At 69.0% G+C, this 16,914-nt stretch carries 16 protein-coding genes; 5 read left to right on the top strand and 11 right to left on the bottom strand.

From position 1 onward, the window contains the following. Nucleotides 1–10: 10 nt before the first annotated feature. The 6 genes from murC to ASF49_RS19335 form a co-directional block, all read right to left on the bottom strand. A complete protein-coding gene (gene murC / locus ASF49_RS19360; protein ID WP_056476883.1) occupies nucleotides 11–1,426 on the bottom strand; it encodes a UDP-N-acetylmuramate--L-alanine ligase in 1,416 nt (471 codons plus the stop codon). Nucleotides 1,427–1,497: 71 nt separating this feature from the next. Continuing rightward, nucleotides 1,498–2,607, bottom strand: coding sequence for an undecaprenyldiphospho-muramoylpentapeptide beta-N-acetylglucosaminyltransferase (murG, locus tag ASF49_RS19355; RefSeq protein ID WP_056476880.1), 1,110 nt, complete (start codon nucleotides 2,605–2,607; stop codon nucleotides 1,498–1,500). Continuing rightward, on the bottom strand, nucleotides 2,604–3,770 hold the full coding sequence (locus ASF49_RS19350) for an FtsW/RodA/SpoVE family cell cycle protein (RefSeq protein ID WP_056476877.1): 1,167 nt from the start codon (nucleotides 3,768–3,770) through the stop codon (nucleotides 2,604–2,606). Before ASF49_RS19350 ends, murG begins: the two co-directional genes overlap by 4 nt. A gap of 176 nt (nucleotides 3,771–3,946) precedes the next feature. Beyond that, the gene (locus ASF49_RS19345) at nucleotides 3,947–4,189 is read right to left on the bottom strand and encodes a hypothetical protein (protein ID WP_056476874.1); all 243 of its coding nucleotides are present in this window, start codon (nucleotides 4,187–4,189) and stop codon (nucleotides 3,947–3,949) included. Nucleotides 4,190–4,312: 123 nt separating this feature from the next. Continuing rightward, the gene (locus ASF49_RS19340) at nucleotides 4,313–5,296 is read right to left on the bottom strand and encodes a CobW family GTP-binding protein (RefSeq protein WP_056476871.1); all 984 of its coding nucleotides are present in this window, start codon (nucleotides 5,294–5,296) and stop codon (nucleotides 4,313–4,315) included. A gap of 43 nt (nucleotides 5,297–5,339) precedes the next feature. Then, nucleotides 5,340–5,936: a TetR/AcrR family transcriptional regulator gene (locus ASF49_RS19335; protein WP_056476868.1), complete on the bottom strand. Its 597-nt coding sequence runs from the start codon at nucleotides 5,934–5,936 to the stop codon at nucleotides 5,340–5,342. A gap of 151 nt (nucleotides 5,937–6,087) precedes the next feature. Here ASF49_RS19335 and ASF49_RS19330 point away from each other — a divergent pair, with 151 nt between their 5' ends. The 4 genes from ASF49_RS19330 to panB all read left to right on the top strand — a co-directional run bounded on the left by ASF49_RS19330 (nucleotide 6,088) and on the right by panB (nucleotide 9,881). Next, a complete protein-coding gene (locus tag ASF49_RS19330) occupies nucleotides 6,088–7,056 on the top strand; it encodes a quinoprotein relay system zinc metallohydrolase 2 (protein ID WP_056476865.1) in 969 nt (322 codons plus the stop codon). A gap of 84 nt (nucleotides 7,057–7,140) precedes the next feature. After that, nucleotides 7,141–7,992 (top strand): quinoprotein dehydrogenase-associated SoxYZ-like carrier, encoded by an 852-nt coding sequence (locus ASF49_RS19325; RefSeq protein ID WP_056476862.1) that lies wholly within the window; start codon nucleotides 7,141–7,143, stop codon nucleotides 7,990–7,992. A 13-nt stretch (nucleotides 7,993–8,005) separates the two neighbouring features. Beyond that, complete coding sequence (locus tag ASF49_RS19320) at nucleotides 8,006–8,593, top strand: rhodanese-like domain-containing protein (protein ID WP_056476858.1); 588 nt, start codon at nucleotides 8,006–8,008, stop codon at nucleotides 8,591–8,593. 463 nt (nucleotides 8,594–9,056) lie between these two features. Next, a complete protein-coding gene (gene panB, locus ASF49_RS19315; protein WP_056476855.1) occupies nucleotides 9,057–9,881 on the top strand; it encodes a 3-methyl-2-oxobutanoate hydroxymethyltransferase in 825 nt (274 codons plus the stop codon). A gap of 27 nt (nucleotides 9,882–9,908) precedes the next feature. Here the strand turns inward: panB and ASF49_RS19310 are convergent, their stop codons facing one another. From ASF49_RS19310 to ASF49_RS19295, 4 genes are all read right to left on the bottom strand, one after another. Beyond that, entirely contained in the window at nucleotides 9,909–11,993 is a 2,085-nt protein-coding gene (locus tag ASF49_RS19310; RefSeq protein ID WP_056476852.1) for a TonB-dependent siderophore receptor, read from the bottom strand. A 433-nt stretch (nucleotides 11,994–12,426) separates the two neighbouring features. Then, nucleotides 12,427–13,232, bottom strand: a protein-coding gene (locus ASF49_RS23305; RefSeq protein WP_156389673.1) for an IS5 family transposase whose coding sequence is annotated in 2 segments (ribosomal slippage) — nucleotides 12,427–12,905 and nucleotides 12,905–13,232 — 807 coding nt in all. Because the reading frame shifts where the segments join, the coding sequence is not laid out codon by codon here. A gap of 39 nt (nucleotides 13,233–13,271) precedes the next feature. After that, nucleotides 13,272–13,574 carry a hypothetical protein gene (locus ASF49_RS19300; protein WP_056476849.1) on the bottom strand — a complete coding sequence of 101 codons (303 nt, stop codon included), beginning with the start codon at nucleotides 13,572–13,574 and terminating at the stop codon, nucleotides 13,272–13,274. A gap of 191 nt (nucleotides 13,575–13,765) precedes the next feature. Then, nucleotides 13,766–14,698: a LysR family transcriptional regulator gene (locus ASF49_RS19295; RefSeq protein WP_056476845.1), complete on the bottom strand. Its 933-nt coding sequence runs from the start codon at nucleotides 14,696–14,698 to the stop codon at nucleotides 13,766–13,768. A gap of 366 nt (nucleotides 14,699–15,064) precedes the next feature. On the opposite strand from ASF49_RS19295, the gene ASF49_RS19290 reads away from it, so the two are divergent. Further along, nucleotides 15,065–16,177, top strand: coding sequence for a type II asparaginase (locus tag ASF49_RS19290; RefSeq protein ID WP_156653100.1), 1,113 nt, complete (start codon nucleotides 15,065–15,067; stop codon nucleotides 16,175–16,177). A gap of 142 nt (nucleotides 16,178–16,319) precedes the next feature. Here the strand turns inward: ASF49_RS19290 and ASF49_RS23300 are convergent, their stop codons facing one another. Next, nucleotides 16,320–16,889 (bottom strand): GNAT family N-acetyltransferase, encoded by a 570-nt coding sequence (locus tag ASF49_RS23300; protein ID WP_243214791.1) that lies wholly within the window; start codon nucleotides 16,887–16,889, stop codon nucleotides 16,320–16,322. Nucleotides 16,890–16,914: the final 25 nt, after the last annotated feature.

The following is a 16,914-nucleotide window of genomic DNA, read 5'->3' as shown; positions in this document are numbered from 1 at the left end:
AACCGGCGGCTCACGCCTTCACGCCGTCCAGCGCGGCGAGTTCGCCCGGCAGGGCGTAGGCCCATTGCGTGATGTTGCCGGCGCCGAGGCAGACCACGTAGTCGCCGGGCTTGGCGCGGCCGGCGACGATGCCGGCCAGATCCTCGGAACGCTGCAGCGCGATGGCGTCGCGATGGCCGCGCGACTTCAGGCCCGAAACGAGGCCGTCGCGGTCCATGCCCTCGATCGGGGCCTCGCCCGCCGCGTAGACGGGGGCGACGATGACCGTGTCGGCATCGTTGAAGCAGGTGCAGAAATCGTCGAACAGCGAAGCGAGGCGCGTGTAGCGGTGCGGCTGGACGATGGCGATGACGTTGCTCTCGGTGGAGGCGCGGGCGGCCTTCAGCACCGCCTTGATCTCCACCGGATGGTGTCCGTAATCGTCGAAGATCAGCGCGCCGTTCCACTCACCCGTCTTGGTGAAGCGGCGCTTGACGCCGCCGAAGCCCGCCAGCGCCTTGCGGATCGCCTCGGGCTCGACGCCGAGCTCGTGCGCGACGGCCAGCGCCGCGGTGGCGTTCAGGGCGTTGTGCTTGCCCGGCATCGGCAGGACGAGATCCTCCATCTCCAGGCGGAAGCCCGGGCGCCGGTCGCGGATCATCACGCGGAAGCGGCTCTGGCCGCCGCGCAGGTCCACGTCGATGAGGCGGACATCCGCCTGCGGGTTCTCGCCGTAGGTGATGATGCGGCGGTCCTCGATATGGCCGACGAGGTCCTGCACGATCGGGTGGTCGATGCACATCACGGCGAAGCCGTAGAACGGGATGTTGTCGATGAAGCGTCGGAAGGCGTCCTTGACCGCGTCGAACGAGCCGAAATGGTCGAGGTGCTCCGGGTCGATGTTGGTGACGATGGCCACGTCCGCCGGCAGCTTGAGGAAGGTGCCGTCGGATTCGTCGGCCTCCACCACCATCCACTCGCCCTCGCCCATGCGGGCGTTGGTGCCGTAGGCGTTGATGATGCCGCCGTTGATCACGGTGGGGTCGAGATTGCCGGCATCGAGCAGGGTGGCGACGAGGGAGGTCGTCGTGGTCTTGCCGTGCGTGCCCGCGATGGCGACGCAGGACTTGAAGCGCATCAGCTCGGCCAGCATTTCGGCCCGGCGCACCACCGGCAGGCGGCGCTCGCGGGCGGCGACCAGTTCCGGGTTGTCGCGCCGGATCGCGGTGGAGACCACCACGAGGGCGGCCTCCTCGACGTTGCCGGCCTCGTGGCCGATGAAGGTTCGCATGCCCTTCTCGGCCAGGCGCCGGACATTGGCGTTGTCGTTGGCGTCCGACCCCTGCACGGTATAGCCGAGGTTGTGCATCACCTCGGCGATGCCGGACATGCCGATGCCACCGATGCCGATGAAGTGGATGGGACCGAGCTTGTCGGGCAGCTTCATGGGAAGGACCAGTCTCAGGGGCGTCGGACGCGGACGGATCGGCGCCGACGGGATCTACCGGGCGGAAGGGCTCAAGGGTTCGCCGCCGTCGCGATGACGATGTCGGCCAGCCGCTCGGCGGCGTCGTGAATTCCAGCGCTTTTGGCGGCTGAGGCCGCCGCGGTCAATTTTTCGGGATTGGTGAAGAGATCCACGAGCTCCGCCGTGAGGCGGTCCGGGGTGAAGGCGGATTGCGGGATCGCCTGGGCGGCGCCGATGGCGGCGAGCGTCGCGGCGTTGGCGGCCTGGTCCTGGTCGAGGGCACCGGGCAGCGGCACCAGGATGGCGGGCCGGCCGATGGCGGCGAGCTCCGAGACCGTCGAGGCGCCCGATCGCCCGATGACGAGGTGGGCCGCCGCCATGTGGGCCGGCAGGTCCTTGAAGAAGGGCGCGGCCTCGAAGCCGGCGAGCCCCAGGCCGAGATAGATGTTCTGGACCTGGGTCAGGTCCTCGGCCCGCACCTGCTGCACCAGGCGGAGGCGGGCGCGCAGGTCGGCGGGCAGGTTGGCGAGGGCCGTGGGCACGACCTCGCCCATCACCCGGGCGCCCTGGCTGCCGCCGAAGACGAGGAGGTGCAGGGGATCGCCGGCCACGGCCGGCGGGTAGGCGACCTTCGCGGCCTCGAGCACCGCCGGGCGCAGGGGGTTGCCGGTGTGGGTCCGGGGCGCGAGGGCCTTGACCGGCACGCCGCGGACCTCCCGGAAGCCGGTGGCGATCGCCCGCGCCCCCCGGGCCAGGAAGGCGTTGGCCCGACCCATCACGGCGTTCTGCTCGTGCAGGACGGTCGGCACGCGCAGGATCTGCCCGGCCAGCATCGGCGGCACGGTGGGGTAGCCGCCGAAACCCACGATGGCGGCCGGGTTGATGCGCTTGATCTGCCGCGCGGCGACGCCGAAGCCGCGCCCCAGGGTGAGGAGGGCGGTGCCGCGCTTGATCAGGGAACGGCCGGACGGCGTCGCCGACGCGATGGTGACGATCTCGGAGGCCGGGAAGCCGGCGGCGATGGAATCCACCCGGGCATCGGTGGCCAGCACGACCCGCACGCCGCGGGCGCGCAGGGCATGCGCCAGGCTCTCGGCGGGAAACAGGTGCCCGCCCGTGCCACCGGCGCAGAGCAGGATCGTGGCGGTCGCAACGGTCAACGCATCACTCCGGCGATGGTCGCCGGCGCGGTGCCCGGCGGCTTCTGGCTCAGGGTGGTGGTCCGGGGGCGCTTGCGGGTCAAGGCCACGAGGAAACCCATGCCCAGCGCCAGCGAGATCAGCGAGGAGCCGCCGTAGGAGACGAAGGGCAGCGTCATGCCCTTGGCGGGCATCAGCCGGACGTTCACCGCCATGTTGATGCAGGCCTGAAGGCCGAACAGGGTGGTCAGGCCGGTGATCGCCAGACGCGAGAACGTGTCGTCGGTGCGGCGGGCCAGCTTGAGGCCACGCATGACGATGTAGGCGAACAGCAGCACGAGCCCGAGGCAGACGATGGTGCCGAACTCCTCGCCCGTCACCGAGAAGATGAAGTCGGTATGGGCGTCGGGCAGGTGGCGCTTGGCGACGCCCTCCCCCGGGCCGGTGCCGAACCAGCCGCCGGAATTGAAGGATTGCCGCGCCCAGTAGCCCTGGAAGTTGTCGCCGGAATCGCTGTCGAGGAAGCGGTCGATGCGCTCGCGGACGTGGTGCAGGAAGCGGTAGGCGGCGGCGACGCCGATCAGGCCGCCGGCGCCGAGGCCCGCGACCCAGAACCAGTGCAGGCCGGCCACGAAGAAGAGCGCGCACCACACGATGGTGATGAGCATGGTCTGGCCGAAATCGGGCTGCAGCACGAGGGGCACGATGGTGACCGGCAGGAGCAGGATCGCCAGCAGGCCGCCCGGCATGTCGCGGCGCTGTGCGCCTTCCGAGAAGGCCCAGGCCGCCACCACCACGAAGGCGGGCTTCACGAATTCCGAGGGCTGGATGCCGATGGCGCCGAACTGGATCCAGCGATGGGCGCCCTTGATCTCCGGCCCGAACTTGCTCGCCAGGATGCAGAGCGCGACGCCCATCATCCAGGTGAAGAGCGCGACGCGCCGGATGTGGCGCAGGGACAGGAAGGACACGCCGACGATGATGAGGATCGTGGGCGCGAGGTAGAGGGCCTGCCGGTTGAGGAAGTGGAAGGTCGGCAGGCCGATCTTCTCGGCCACCGGCGGCCCGCCGCCCATGAGGAAGACGAGGCCCGCCACCATGAGCGCCCCCAGCCCGGCGAGCAGGCCGCGGTCGACGGTCCACCACCAGTCCGTCAGGGGCGTGCGTTCGGCGCGGGACATCATGGGATCAGCGCTCTCCGGGACCTCACGGCGCCCGGACCGGGCAGCCGAACGCGACCGGCAGCGTCACGCCGGCACGGACACAATCCTCTGCCGGAATGGTAAACCAAGTGTTGCGGGAACGGCGTTTGGGCGGGAGCGGGCGCGCCCGATGGCGGCAGGTCCGGCCCCGCTCCACCCTAGCGGCGCATGGACTTGAAGCGGCAGGTGCGGCCGGTGTCGCGGTAGCCCGCGGGACATTGCCGGACGCAGGCGCCGGCCGCGAACTTGAGCGGCGGCGGACAGGCCCGTGCGGCGCCGCGTTGCTGGAATTGGTAGGACTGCGCCGGTCCGGCGATCGCACCCGAAGCGAGGAGCAGGGGCGCGGCGCAGAGGATGCCGGTCAGGCCGGCAAGACGCAGTCGGGTTCGGCGCAGGGTCATGGCGGGGTTCCGATCGGGGGACGCATCCGGCATCGCCGCGCCCCGCGGCGGGAGCGCGGCGGCCGCACGGACAATGCCCCACTCCGCGATCGGTTCAGCGCCGGCGCGGATGCCCTGTCCCGGTCAGGCCCGGCAAGCCTCGAAGCCGGCGCGGATCTCCGCCGGATCGAGCTTGCGGCCGATGAAGACCACCCGCGAGACACGGGGCTCGTCGTCCTTCCAGGGCCCCTGGAGATCGCCGTCGAGGATCTGGTGCACGCCCTGGAAGACGAAGCGCTGCGGCTCGTTCGGGAAGGCGACGATACCCTTGCAGCGCAGGATATCGGGGCCCTGGACCTGAGTCAGGGTCGAGATCCAGGGCATGAACTTCTCCGGGTCCACCGGCCCGTCGATGCTGGCCGAGACCGACTGCATGTCGTCGTCGTGGTGATGGTGGTGGCCCTCCTCGAGGAAGTCGGGCTCGATGTCGAGGATGCGGCCGAGGTCGAAGGCGTTGCGCTCCAGCACCGCCTCGAGGGGCACGGCGCAGCGCTCGGTGCGATGGACCTTGGCGTAGGGGTTGATCGCGCGGATCTGGCCCTCGACCCGGGCGAGGTCGGCCTCCTCCACGAGGTCGGATTTATTGAGCAGGATCACGTCCGCGAAGGCGATCTGGTTCTTGGCCTCCGGCGCATCCTTGAGGCGGTCCGAGAGCCACTTGGCGTCGGCCACCGTCACCACCGCGTCGAGGCGGGCGGCCGCGCCCACATCCTCGTCGATGAAGAAGGTCTGGGCGACGGGGGCGGGATCGGCGAGGCCCGTGGTCTCGACGATGATCGCGTCGAACTTGCCGCGCCGCTTCACCAGGCCGTCCATGATGCGGATCAGGTCCCCGCGCACCGTGCAGCAGACGCAGCCGTTGTTCATCTCGAACACCTCCTCGTCGGCGCCGATGATGAGGTCGTTGTCGATGCCGATCTCGCCGAACTCGTTGACGATCACCGCGTAGCGCTTGCCGTGGTTCTCGGTGAGGATGCGGTTCAGGAGCGTCGTCTTACCGGCGCCCAGGTAGCCGGTCAGCACCGTGACGGGGATCTTCGAGGAGGCGGTGTTCGGGCTATCGGACATGGAGGCTCTTCGTCGGTGGCGCGGGAGGCGTCGCTGCAGCCTGTTATATTGTATCAGCCCCGCGGGATGAAACCCCGGCGGGCCGCAGCCCGTCGCAGAGCGCCGTGAGCGTGCCGCGAAAACCCGCTGGCCCCGCCAGCAGGCGCTCCATGAGGAGGGCCCCTTCGAGGGCGGCGATCACCATGCGGGCCGTGGCTGCGGGCTCGGCCGAGGCGCGCACGCACCCTGCGGCGACGCCTTCGGCGAGCACGCCCTCGAGCCATCGAATGTGCTTCTCGAAGAAGCGGGCGATGTCGGAGCGGAGCGAATCCGGCAGGGCGTCACCCTCGATGGCCAGGGCGGCGCAGAGGCAGCCCAGGCCCGCCTCGACCCCGCCGAGATAGAGCGCACCGTAGGCGGCGATCCGCCCGATCGCGTCCGGCTCGCCGGCGCGGATCTCGGCCAGCGCCGCGTCGTAGCGGGCGTCGTAGGCCGCCACGAGGGCGAGGGCGAGGTCGGATTTGGTGGGAAAGTGGTGGTGGATGCTCGCCTTGCGGATCCCGACCGTCCCGGCGAGGTCCGCGTAGCTGAAACCGGCATAACCCCTGCGGCGCACCAGGGTCTCGGCCTGCAGCAGCAGCTCGGCGCGGGTGTCCCTCATCGTCCCGTCATCTCCGTCGTCCGACCGCGTCGGTTCAACCGTGTCCGCGCGCGAGCCCGTGATCACCCGGCGGACGGCATCCCGGCTTATGCCGTTGACGCGGACAGAAATCTACCTACTACTTGGTAGAACAAGAAAACGGAGGACGACCATGCGGGCTGACGCCGGCGGATCGCGCTGGAGCACGTCACGCGGGAGCACCACGCGGCGCGGCGCCCTGTTCGGCGGCCTGTGCCTGTGCTGCCTGCCGACCCTGGGGCGCTCGGCCGAGGGCTTCGACCTGCAGGAGGTCGGCCCCGGCATCTTCATCCGACGGGGTCCCGACGCCGAGGCGACCCCGGAGAACGACGACGCCATCGCCAATGTCGGATTCATCGTCGGCGAGCGGTCCGTGCTCGTCACCGAATCGGGCGGCAGCCTCGCCGACGGGGCCTGGCTGCGCTCGGAGATCCGGAAGCGCACCGACAAGCCGATCAGCCACGTGGTGCTGACCCACGTCCACCCCGACCATTGCTTCGGGGCGGCGGCCTTCGCCGAGGACAAGCCGGTCTATGTCGGGCACCACGCCCTGCGCGCCGCCCTCGACGCGCGCGGCGACTATTATCGTGGCCGCCTCGCCGAGATCCTGGGCGCCGACCGGGCCGGCAGCGTGGTCTATCCCACCCTGGAAGTGGCGGAGGGCGCCGAGGCCGACCTCGGCGGGCGCGTCCTGCGCTTCACCGCCCACGGGGCCGCGCATACGAGCTGCGACCTCTCCATGCGCGACTCGGCCAGCGGCATCCTGTTTCCCGCCGACCTCCTGTTCGTGACCCGCATCCCTTCCCTCGACGGCAGCCTCGTGGGCTGGCTCAAGGAGGTGGATCGCCTGCGCGCGATGGGGGCGACCAAGGCGGTCCCGGGCCACGGGCCGAGGCTGGTCGACGTCGCGCCCGCCCTGGACGACCTCACACGCTACCTGACGACCCTGCGCGACGAGACCCGCAAGGCCATCGCGGCGGACGTTCCGATCGAGAAGGCGGTCCAGAGCGTCGGCCAGGCCGAGCGCGACAAGTGGGTCCTCTTCGACACCTATAACGGCCGCAACGTCACCCAGGCCTTCAAGGAACTGGAATGGGAGTGAGCCGGCAACTTGAGCCCGGCATCGCCCGCGCCACATGATGATGCAAAGATTCGACGCCGATCGTTCACCGGGAGAAACGCCGTGATGCGCCCAGCCAGACCCGTCCTCGTCCGCTCCGTCCTCGCGGCGCTGACCCTCGCCCTGCCCCTGGCCAGCGCCGGCACCGCGCTGCGGCCGAGCGCGGTCCACGCCGCCGGTGCGAGCGACGACGAAGCCGAGCGCCTCGCGCGCTGGAAGGAGATCCAGAAGTCGATCTTCGGGGATCGCCGGATCGCGCCGACCGACAGTCTCGTGAAGGTCGACGCCCCGGTGCGGGCGATGGATGCGGCCCTGGTGCCGATCACCCTGACCATGCCGGAGAAGGACCGGATCGCCGCTGTCCACCTCGTCATCGACGACAACCCCTCGCCCTATGCCGCCCACATCACCTTCGGCCCGGGGGCGGATGCCGGCGAGATCAAGCTGCGGGTGCGGGTGAACAACTACACCAACATCCACGCGGTGGTGGAGACCAAGGACGGACAGCTCTTCGAGACGACGAAGTTCGTGAAGGCCTCAGGCGGCTGCTCGGCCCCGATGGGCATGAGCGACGAGGAGGCGATGAAGGGCATGGGCGACATGAAGCTGAGATTCGCGGAGGCGCAGCCCGGGCGCCCGGTGGAGGCGACCCTGATGATCCGCCATCCGAACTTCAGCGGCATGCAGATGAACCAGATCACCCGCGACTACACCCCGGCCCGCTACATCAACAAGGTCGCGATCACCCGCGGGGACCAGGCCGTGCTGACCCTCGACGGCGACATCTCGATCGCCTCGAATCCGGTGATCAATTTCGGCTTGCAGCCGGCGGGCCAGGGCCCGATCAGGGTGGTGGCCACCGACAACCAGAACGGCCGCTGGGAGCACAGCTTCACCGCGCCGAGCGCCACGAACTGAACGGGTCGGGGCGATGAGGCACCGGCTCCTCCGGCTCGCGGTCGCCGGGACCGCCCTCCTCCTCGCGGCAGCGAGCCCGGCGGATTCCCCCGTCAACGTGCCGGAGCCGGACGGTATCTGGACCGGGCCGCAGCGGGGCTACACCCCCGCGACCCTGGCCGGCGCGAACGTCATCGACATCGACGCGCTCGATGCCCTCATCGCCCGCGACAGGCCGGTGCTTCTGGACGTCTCCCTGGCCGACCGGCGCCCGGCGGGGTTTCCCGACGACCGGCCCTGGCTGCCGGCCCACCGATCGGTGCCCGGCGCGGTCTGGATGGCCAATGCCGGCGCCGCGCCGCTCGATCCCGCCCGCGAGGCCCTGTTCCTCAAGCGCGTCGCGGAGCTGACCGGGAGCGATAAGGGCCGGGCCGTCGTGGCCTTCTGCCACCCCGAGTGCTGGGGCAGCTGGAACGCGGCCAAGCGGCTGGTGCTCCAGGGCTATACCCGCGTGCACTGGTTCCCCGAGGGCATCGAGGGCTGGCAGGAGCGCCACCCCACCACGGTGATCCCCGAGGACGCCGCCTGGAGCGCGGGCACCGGGGTCGGAGCGCAACGCTGAGGCGGCGGCCCGATCGATACGGGCAGGAGCGAACCCCTTGACGCGGCACGATGTTTCCGGCCCACGCGGCCACGCTTAAATTATCGGCACGCTTCTGCAGGAATGCTGGCACGACCGCAGTTGACAGCGGTCCTGTTGTGGCGGAATAAAGGCACCCACAGGCGCCCGAAAGTCTAGGGAGGAAACGCCCGGAGAGAGCACGGAGCAGCGACGCCATCGCTGTTATCGAGGCCCCCGGGCAAGACTTGCGGCGCGGCCTCCTTTGCCGAACGTTGCTGCGCTTGGCTGAACGTCATCTGGTATACCACTAAATCGATCGAGACGTTGCGGCGTGAGGTCCGGCGACAATGCCGTGGGACCGTCACTTTCGGCGCGCGCGCTCCCGTGCGAGGCCGTGTATAGAGACGCCACCAGCAGACGGCCCGCCGCGTTCCGGCGGTCCGCACCAGCCGGGTGGAGTCCGATGTCGCAAGCCGTTCAGTCCCGCCGCATCCGCGCGATCGACCTGGCCAAGCGCAAGGCCGAGGGGCGCAAGATCATCGCGCTGACCGCCTACCACGCCCACACCGCCGGCATCCTCGATCCCTACTGCGACTTCATCCTCGTGGGCGATTCCCTCGGCATGCTGATGCACGGCATGGAATCGACCCTGCCCGTCACCCTGGAGATGATGATCGTCCAGGCCCAGGCGGTGATCCGGGGCACCGCGCGCGCCCTCGTCGTGGTGGACATGCCGTTCGGCTCCTACGAGGCGAGCCCGCAGCAGGCCTTCCTCAATGCCGCCCGCGTGCTCAAGGAGACGGGGGCCGGGGCGATCAAGATGGAGGGCGGCGCGCGCTTCGCCGAGACCGTGGCCTTCCTGGTCGAGCGCGGCGTGCCGGTGATGGGCCATATCGGCCTGACCCCCCAGTCGGTGAACACCATGGGGGGCTTCAAGGTGCAGGGCCGCGAGGCCGACGGCGAGCGCCGCCTGATGGCGGATGCCCGCGCCATCAACGACGCCGGCGCCTTCGCCATCGTGATGGAGGGCATCGTCGAGCCGGTGGCCCGGGCCATCGCCACCTCCCCCGACATCACCACACCCACCATCGGCATCGGCGCCACCATGGCCTGCGACGGCCAGATCCTCGTCCTCGAGGACATGCTGGGCCTGAGCGACCGCGTGCCGAAATTCGTGAAGCGCTTCGGTACCCTGCGCGGCCAGATCGAGGCCGCGGTGAAGGACTATGCCGAGGAGGTCCGCTCCGGCACCTTCCCGGCCGAGGAGCACACGTACCAGCCGCTCTGAAGCGGCCCCTGCGGGCCGCTCGGTCGGTTACCAGCGGTAGCCGATGCTGCCGAGCACCCGACGACGCTCGCCGTAGTAGCAGGCCGTGACCGAGTTGCAGCTGCTCACGATCCGCTCGTCCGAGACGTTCGAGACGTTGAGCGCGAAGCGCCAGCCTTCCCAGTCGTAATGGGCGACGAGGTCGCCGACGACGTAGCCCGGTACCCGGAAGAGGTTGGCCGTGTCGGCGAAGGAACGCCCGACACCGCGTACGCCGCCACCGAGACCGAAGCCGCGCAGCACGCCGTTCTGGAACGTGTAATCCACGAACAATGAGCCGTACTGCTCGGGGGTGTTGGTCGGCGTGGTGCCGATGAGGGCCGTGTTCAGGTCCCGGGTCACGGACAGGTCGTAGGCGGTGTAGGAAGCCACGGCCCGCAATCCCGGCGCGAGGTTGGCGACCATCTCGATCTCGGCGCCGCGCGAGTTCACCGCGCCGGTCTGGACGACCTGCTGAATGTTGAGCGGGTTGGTGGTCACGACGTTCGACCGGGTCAGGTCGAACAGGGCGGCGGCGAAGTAGCCGTCGAAGCCCGGTGGCTTGTACTTCAGGCCGACCTCGGTCTGCTCGCTTCTCTCGGGCAGGAGCAGCTGACCGGTCACGCCGTTGAGGCCGACGGTCGGGTTGAAGCCCTGCGCGTAGGAGACGTAAGGGGCGAGCCCGGATTCGTCGTTGTAGATCAGGGCGACGCGGCCGCTGAAGGCGCTGGTGTCGCGGCTGGTGCTGGCACCGATGCGATTGTCGTTGTCGGTCGCGACCCAGTCGTGCCGGCCGCTGAGCACCAGGGAGACGTTTCCGAGGGTGATCTCGTCCTGCAGGTAGGCGGCGAACTGGTTCTGGGTGATCAGGGCGTTCTGATAGGGCGCACCCAGGTTGAGGGGGGTGTTGGGATAGATCGGCCGGATCAGGTTCAGCGACGGACCGAATCCGAAGGCCTGATAGTCGTCGATCTGGTAGCGGCGATATTCGAAGCCGGCGAGGACCGTATGGCCGAAATCGCCCGTTCGGAACGGGATGACGAGCTGGTTGTCGATGTCGCTCTGCACCGCGGCGCCGCGGGTGAAGAAGTCGAAGCGGCTGAGATTTGCCTGAGCGGCCGATTCTCCGAAGACGTAGCCGCCGCCGTAGCGATTGAACAGATTGACCGTGACGGTGCCGTGGCGGGCGTTCTGCCGGAACTTGACGTCGTTCTCGAAGCGGTGCTCGAACTCGTAGCCCACGAAATCCTGGGCGCGCGTCAGGCGGTCGGTCGCCGGGTCGCCCGTGAAGCGGTTCGTCTTGATGAAGCCGAAGGGCGCCGGTGTCACCGTGCCCTCGTAGGGCAGGAAGTTCTGGGTGCCGGCGCGGTCGCGCTGCACCTGGGCGAGGACGGTGAGCGAGGTGTCGGCGTCGGGCTTCCAGGTGATCGAGGGCGCGAAGAAGAAGCGATCGTTGTTGACGTAGTCCACCTGCGTGCCGCCCGCCCGGCCGAGACCGACGAGGCGGTAGAACAGCTTGCCCTCGGTGCCCGGCGCGTCCACCGGGCCGCCGATATCGAAGCCCGCATAGGCATTGCCGTAATTGTCGATGCCGGTCTCGACGTAGCGGATCGGCACGATCGGCGGCCGCTTGCTCACCGCGTTGATGATGCCGCCGGGGCTGGCCCCGCCGTAGAGGCCGGAATTCGGTCCCCGCAGGATCTCGAGCCGCTCCAGGCCGAAGGGCTCCAGCTTCCAGGTGGCGAACGCCGAGGTGAACAGCTGCAGCCCGTCGAGGAAGTAGCCCGATTCCTGAGCGGTGAAGCCGCGGATCAGGAACCAGTCGTTGCGTGGGTCGGCGCCGAAGGTCTCGCCGCGCACGCCCGGCGCGTAGCGCGTCGCCTCCGCGAGCGAAGCCGGCTTCTGGTCGTCGATCTGCTGACGCCCCACCACGGAGATCGCCTGGGGCGTCCGGATGATCGCGGTGTCGGTCTTGGTGCTCGAGACGGAGCGGGTCGCCACGTAGCCGGCGACGGGTCCGCGGGGATCCTCGGCGGCGCCGATCGCGGTGCCGCCCCGACGATCGCCGACGACCTCCAGGGTATCGAGGGTCACGCTCGACGCGCTCGGCGGGCTCGATTGCTGTGCGGTCGCCGGGAAAGCCGTGCCGACAGCGAGAACGGCCACCGAGCAAAACAGCGTCGTCCTCAAGCCAAACGGGCACATCGACGGTTGTACACAGGAAATCGCAGACAAACGGGACACGTTTCAACCCATGGCCGAAGGTATTTCGACCAGTTGAAACAAAATTCTTTGCCGGTCAACGAGCGCCATACAGCTTGAATATGTTCTTCTTCCAGACGTGTTCGCAACGCAACATTTTAGAACTAATACAATTACATACTCGCGCCGAAGGCGCCGCAGCGAGCCTCTTCGCATCGTCCTGAAACGACAACGGCCCCGCCGAGATGGCGAGGCCGTTGTCGTTCGATCGGTGCGACCGCGCCGGGACGGCGCGGCCCTGTGGCCGAGGACCGCCTTAGAGCGTCTAACAAAACCACCGTTCGATGAAACGCCAGACAATGAGGGCTGCGGCCAGCGTCGAGAAGGCGAGATGGATGTCGCTGCGGCGCTCGTAGCGGATGGCGAGGCGCCGGAACTGGGCGAACCAGGCCAGGGTCCGCTCGACGACCCACCTGCGCCGTCCCAGCCGCTGGCTGCTCTCGATCCCGCGCCGGGCGATGCGGTGCTGGATGCGACGGCGGGTCAGCGCCTGACGACAGCGGCGGTGGTCGTAGGCCTTGTCGGCATGCAGCTTCGAGGGCCGCTTGCGCGGCCGTCCCCAGCATGACCGGATCGGCGGGACGGCATCGACGACTGCCTCCAGCATTCGGCTGTCGTGCACGTTGGCACCCGACAGCTTCAAGGCGAGGGGGATGCCCTTCGCATCGGTGAGGACATGGCGCTTCGTGCCCGGCTTGCCCCGGTCCGTCGGGTTCGGGCCTGTCGCCGCGCCCCCTTTTTTGCGGCGATCGAGGCGCTGTCGAGGGAAGCTCGACTGAAGTCGATCCCGTTCTGGCGGCCGAGCCGGTCGAGGAGCGCGTGTTGCAGGCGGTCCCACACTCCGGCCCCCTGCCAATCCCGTAGACGCCGCCAGCAGGTCATGCCCGAGCCACAGCCCATCTCCCGGGGCAGCAACTCCCACGGTGTGCCCGAGCGCAGCACGAACAGGATCCCCGTCAGCGCCGCGCGGTCGGATGTTCGAGGCCGACCGCCCTTCGGCTTGGCCCGTTCAGGCGGAAGCAGCGGTGCGATCTCGGCCCAGAGGCCATCGGGAAGGAGCGGTCTCGCCATCTCCGCTCAACGCGCCAAACCCGGTTTTGTTAGAGGCTCTTATTCGCAGACGCGGACGCGGCGGACGTGCTCGTAGCCGTAGGCGTCGACGTAGCCGCGGCGCTCCATGTGGCACACCTCTTCCTCGACATAGACCGGGCGGGGTGCCCGGTAGACCGGACGGCCGGGGTAGTAGCCGCCATCGTTCTGGGACGAGGCGATGGCGCCGCCGACGGCGAGGCCGCCGAGCACGCCGAGAGCGGCCGCGCCGCCCGGGCTGATGCCATCGCGCGCCTGGGCGCTCGGGATCGCCGCGACGGCGACCGTGGTGGCCACGAGGGCCGCGACCAGCGAGTTCTTCATAGCTCCGTTCCTTTGATCCCGAAGAGCCTGTGCCAATTCAGAAGCGTCACGTTGGGAGGGAATCACCGAACGGTTGATGAACGGTAACGAACCGCGCCATCCGACGAATCGCGTCCGTGCGAATCCTCACACGCCCCCGGGGATCGCGCAGGATTGTGCCGCTTCCGTGGCTGCGTCCCGGCGCCCGGCCGTCAGATCGTCCCGGTCGGTTCCTCCACCAGGGCGCGGAGCGTGCGGCGCAGCCAGCGATGGGCCGGGTCGTCGTCGTAGGAGGCGTGCCAGAGCATCGAGATCGCGACGTCCTCCAGTTCCACCGGGGCCGGGCTCACGGTGAGGCCGAGGGCCCCGGCGAAGAAGGTGGCGAGCCGGGAATGCATCGTGGTCAGCACGGGGGCACTGCGCACCAGGAACGGCACCGCGAGGAAGCGCGGCGTGGTCACCGCCAGGACGCGCCGACGTCCGAGCCGCGCCAGGGCATCGTCGACCACGCCGTGGGCGGTCTCCTTGAGGCTGGTGAGCACGTGGGGAAAGCGCAGGTAGTCGTCCAGCGAGATCGGCGCCGCCAGGCCGACGAGGTCGGCGTTGAACATGCAGAGGTAGCTGTCGCGGTAGAGCAGGCGCTGCTTGTGGTGGGTCTGCCCGTCCGAGAAGAACCCGATGCCGAGGTCGACCCGGTCGGCGTCGAGTTCCTGCAGGATGCGGATGCGGTCGATGGAGCGCAGGAGCAGGCTGATGCCGGGCGCTTCGTTGCGCAGGTGGGCGAGCAGGCGCGGGCCGATCAGCACCTCGGCGCTGTCGGGCAGGCCGATGGTGAAGGTGCGGGTCACCGTGCGGGGATCGAAGGCGTCGTCACGGCGCACCAGCGCCTGGACCTGCCGCAGCAGGGTCCGCACCGGCTCGGCGAGGGCCAGCGCCCGCGGAGTCGGGCGCATGCCCTCGGGGGCGCGCGTCAGGAGTTCGTCGGCGAACAGGGTGCGCAGGCGCGCGAGGCTGCTGCTCATCGCCGATTGCCCGATGCCGATGCGGGCGGCGGCCCGGGTGACGCTGCGCTCCGCCAGCAGGGCGTCGAGGGCGACGAGCAGGTTGAGGTCGACCCGGGACAGATCGATGTGATCGATGGTCATGATCGCTGCGCTGTGTTTGATCCGGGCGCACTGCGCAGCATCGACGCCGCGGAGGCAAGGGAAACCGGAAGCAAGGGTACCCCGGAGGCAGGGACACCCTGAAGGCAACAGCGTCCCGGCGCGGCGAGCACATCATGTCCCTCTCCCGTCGCGGAAAGAGCCGCGGCGTGGGCGCGGCTCCGCCAGCCTCGGTCGTCCGAGCATCACCCAGCCACCCCCACCTCCGGCTCCGCCGCACCTGCGGGAGGAACGTCGCGCCTCGCGCCCGCCTGCCTCGCCATTGAGCGGGGGCGGACGTGATTTTCGGCTGTGCCTGATCGCCGGGCCGGGCCACAATGCCGGTCCCGAAACGACCCGAGATTCCCCATGCGCCGCACCCTGCCGATCGTCCTGATGGCCCTGATGGCCGGAACCGTTCTTCCCGCGCGCGCGCTGGAGGGCCCGATTCCGGCCAAGCCCGGCGAGACGGCCACGGCCCCCGCCGCCTCGGCCAAGCCCCGCGTGGTCATCGTGGCCACCGGCGGCACCATCGCGGGCGCCGGTGCGGACGCGGCCAACAGTGCCACCTACCAGGCCGCCAAGGTGCCGGTGGACAAGCTCATCGCCGCCGTGCCGGCCATCGCGCAGGTCGCGGACGTGCGCGGCGAGCAGGCCTTCCAGATCGCCTCCGAGAGCTTCACCAACGCGCAGCTCATCGAGCTCGCCAAGAAGGTCTCCGCCCTGGTCAAGCGCGACGACGTCGACGGCGTCGTCATCACCCATGGCACCGACACGGTGGAGGAGACCGCCTACTTCCTCGACCTCGTGGTGCGGACCGACAAGCCCATCGTGATGGTGGCCTCGATGCGGCCCTCCACCGCGATCTCGGCGGACGGCGCCCTCAACCTCCTCGACGCCGTCACCGTGGCGGGCGCCAACGACGCCCGCGCCAAGGGCGTGCTGCTGACCATGAACGACGAGATCCAGGCCGGGCGCGACACCACCAAGCGCGTCAACATCAAGCCGTCGGCGTTCTTCAGCCAGTGGGGACCGCTCGGCATGGTGGTGGAGGGCAAGACCTATTGGTTCCGCGCGCCGGTGAAGCGCCACGGCACCACCTCCGAGTTCAACATCGACGGCATCGACAGCCTGCCGGAGGTCGCCATCGTGTATGGCTCCGGCAACATGCACCCGGAGCCCTACACCACGGCCGTTGCGGGAGGCGCCAAGGCGATCATCCATGCGGGCACCGGCAACGGCTCCGTGGCCGGCTACCTCGTCGACACGCTGAAGGACCTCCGGTCCAAGGGCGTGCTGATCATCCGCTCCTCCCGCGTCGGCGACGGCTTCGTCCTGCGCAACGCCGAGCAGCCGGACGACAAGTACGACTGGGTGGTGGCCCACGACCTCAACCCGCAGAAGGCCAAGATCCTCGCCGCCGTGGCGCTCACGAAGACGCAGGACTCGAAGGAACTTCAGCGGATTTTCTGGGAGTACTGAGCACCCCGGGTCGATGGCGGACGCTTTGCGGGGTGTCCGTTATCGACCCGACTGTGTCGTGCACGAGCCTGCCGGCGTCACCGGAAAGCGGATATGTTGTACCACCGCTCGAAATCGACCCGGGATCGAAGCCGACCCTTCGTCACCGCCCAACGAGTGTCGCGAGGGAAGGCCAGGAGATCCGCAGGATCGGCTTTCCGCTCGCGGCAGGGATGCGTGATGTGTCGCGCTCCACGACACGCCCGCCGAGCCTTTGATAAAACCGTAGGCCGTTGTGGTTTTCCTCGAAAACCCAGAGATGCAGGCCACCGCATGAGCCCTGCGTGACCAACTGGCGCGCTGTTGAGCGAAGCAGATGTTCGCCTATCTTCCGGCCGCGCAGTTCTGGCAAGACATGGAGATTGTCGACCAAACTTCCCCAACGCACATCGAAGTCGCGGTAGGCCGCGATGAATCCGACCAACCGCCGATTCGATCCTCGGGCGATCTCGACCAGCAGGTTGGGCGGTGGATTACTCAGCCTCTCAGACCAGAGAGCATGGCGATCCTCTTCGATGGGACCAGCGAGGAACGTCGGGTCCAGAATGGAGCGGTAGGCGTCCCTCCAGCTCGCAAGATGGACCGTCGCGATGGCTGCAGCATCCACATTTTCCGCTGCTTGGTACCTGATTTTGACCATGTCCAAGCCCTCTTGGGACAGCGGTGTGATCAAGCGAGGCACGCTTCTGGTCGTGAGG

The sequence above is a fragment of the Methylobacterium sp. Leaf104 genome, assembly GCF_001422885.1.
Classification (GTDB): domain Bacteria; phylum Pseudomonadota; class Alphaproteobacteria; order Rhizobiales; family Beijerinckiaceae; genus Methylobacterium.
The sequence above is the reverse complement of the archived record's forward strand: the minus strand, read 5'-3'. Positions and strand labels throughout refer to the sequence as shown.

Bases quoted from the DNA above. Each gene is read 5' to 3' on its own strand.
- murC (WP_056476883.1), bottom strand. From the start codon at position 1,426: ATGAAGCTGCCCGACAAGCTCGGTCCCATCCACTTCATCGGCATCGGT.
- ASF49_RS19350 (WP_056476877.1), bottom strand. From the start codon at position 3,770: ATGATGTCCCGCGCCGAACGCACGCCCCTGACGGACTGGTGGTGGACC.
- ASF49_RS19345 (WP_056476874.1), bottom strand. From the start codon at position 4,189: ATGACCCTGCGCCGAACCCGACTGCGTCTTGCCGGCCTGACCGGCATC.
- ASF49_RS19340 (WP_056476871.1), bottom strand. From the start codon at position 5,296: ATGTCCGATAGCCCGAACACCGCCTCCTCGAAGATCCCCGTCACGGTG.
- ASF49_RS19335 (WP_056476868.1), bottom strand. From the start codon at position 5,936: ATGAGGGACACCCGCGCCGAGCTGCTGCTGCAGGCCGAGACCCTGGTG.
- ASF49_RS19330 (WP_056476865.1), top strand. From the start codon at position 6,088: ATGCGGGCTGACGCCGGCGGATCGCGCTGGAGCACGTCACGCGGGAGC.
- ASF49_RS19325 (WP_056476862.1), top strand. From the start codon at position 7,141: ATGCGCCCAGCCAGACCCGTCCTCGTCCGCTCCGTCCTCGCGGCGCTG.
- ASF49_RS19320 (WP_056476858.1), top strand. From the start codon at position 8,006: ATGAGGCACCGGCTCCTCCGGCTCGCGGTCGCCGGGACCGCCCTCCTC.
- panB (WP_056476855.1), top strand. From the start codon at position 9,057: ATGTCGCAAGCCGTTCAGTCCCGCCGCATCCGCGCGATCGACCTGGCC.
- ASF49_RS19300 (WP_056476849.1), bottom strand. From the start codon at position 13,574: ATGAAGAACTCGCTGGTCGCGGCCCTCGTGGCCACCACGGTCGCCGTC.
- ASF49_RS19295 (WP_056476845.1), bottom strand. From the start codon at position 14,698: ATGACCATCGATCACATCGATCTGTCCCGGGTCGACCTCAACCTGCTC.
- ASF49_RS19290 (WP_156653100.1), top strand. From the start codon at position 15,065: ATGCGCCGCACCCTGCCGATCGTCCTGATGGCCCTGATGGCCGGAACC.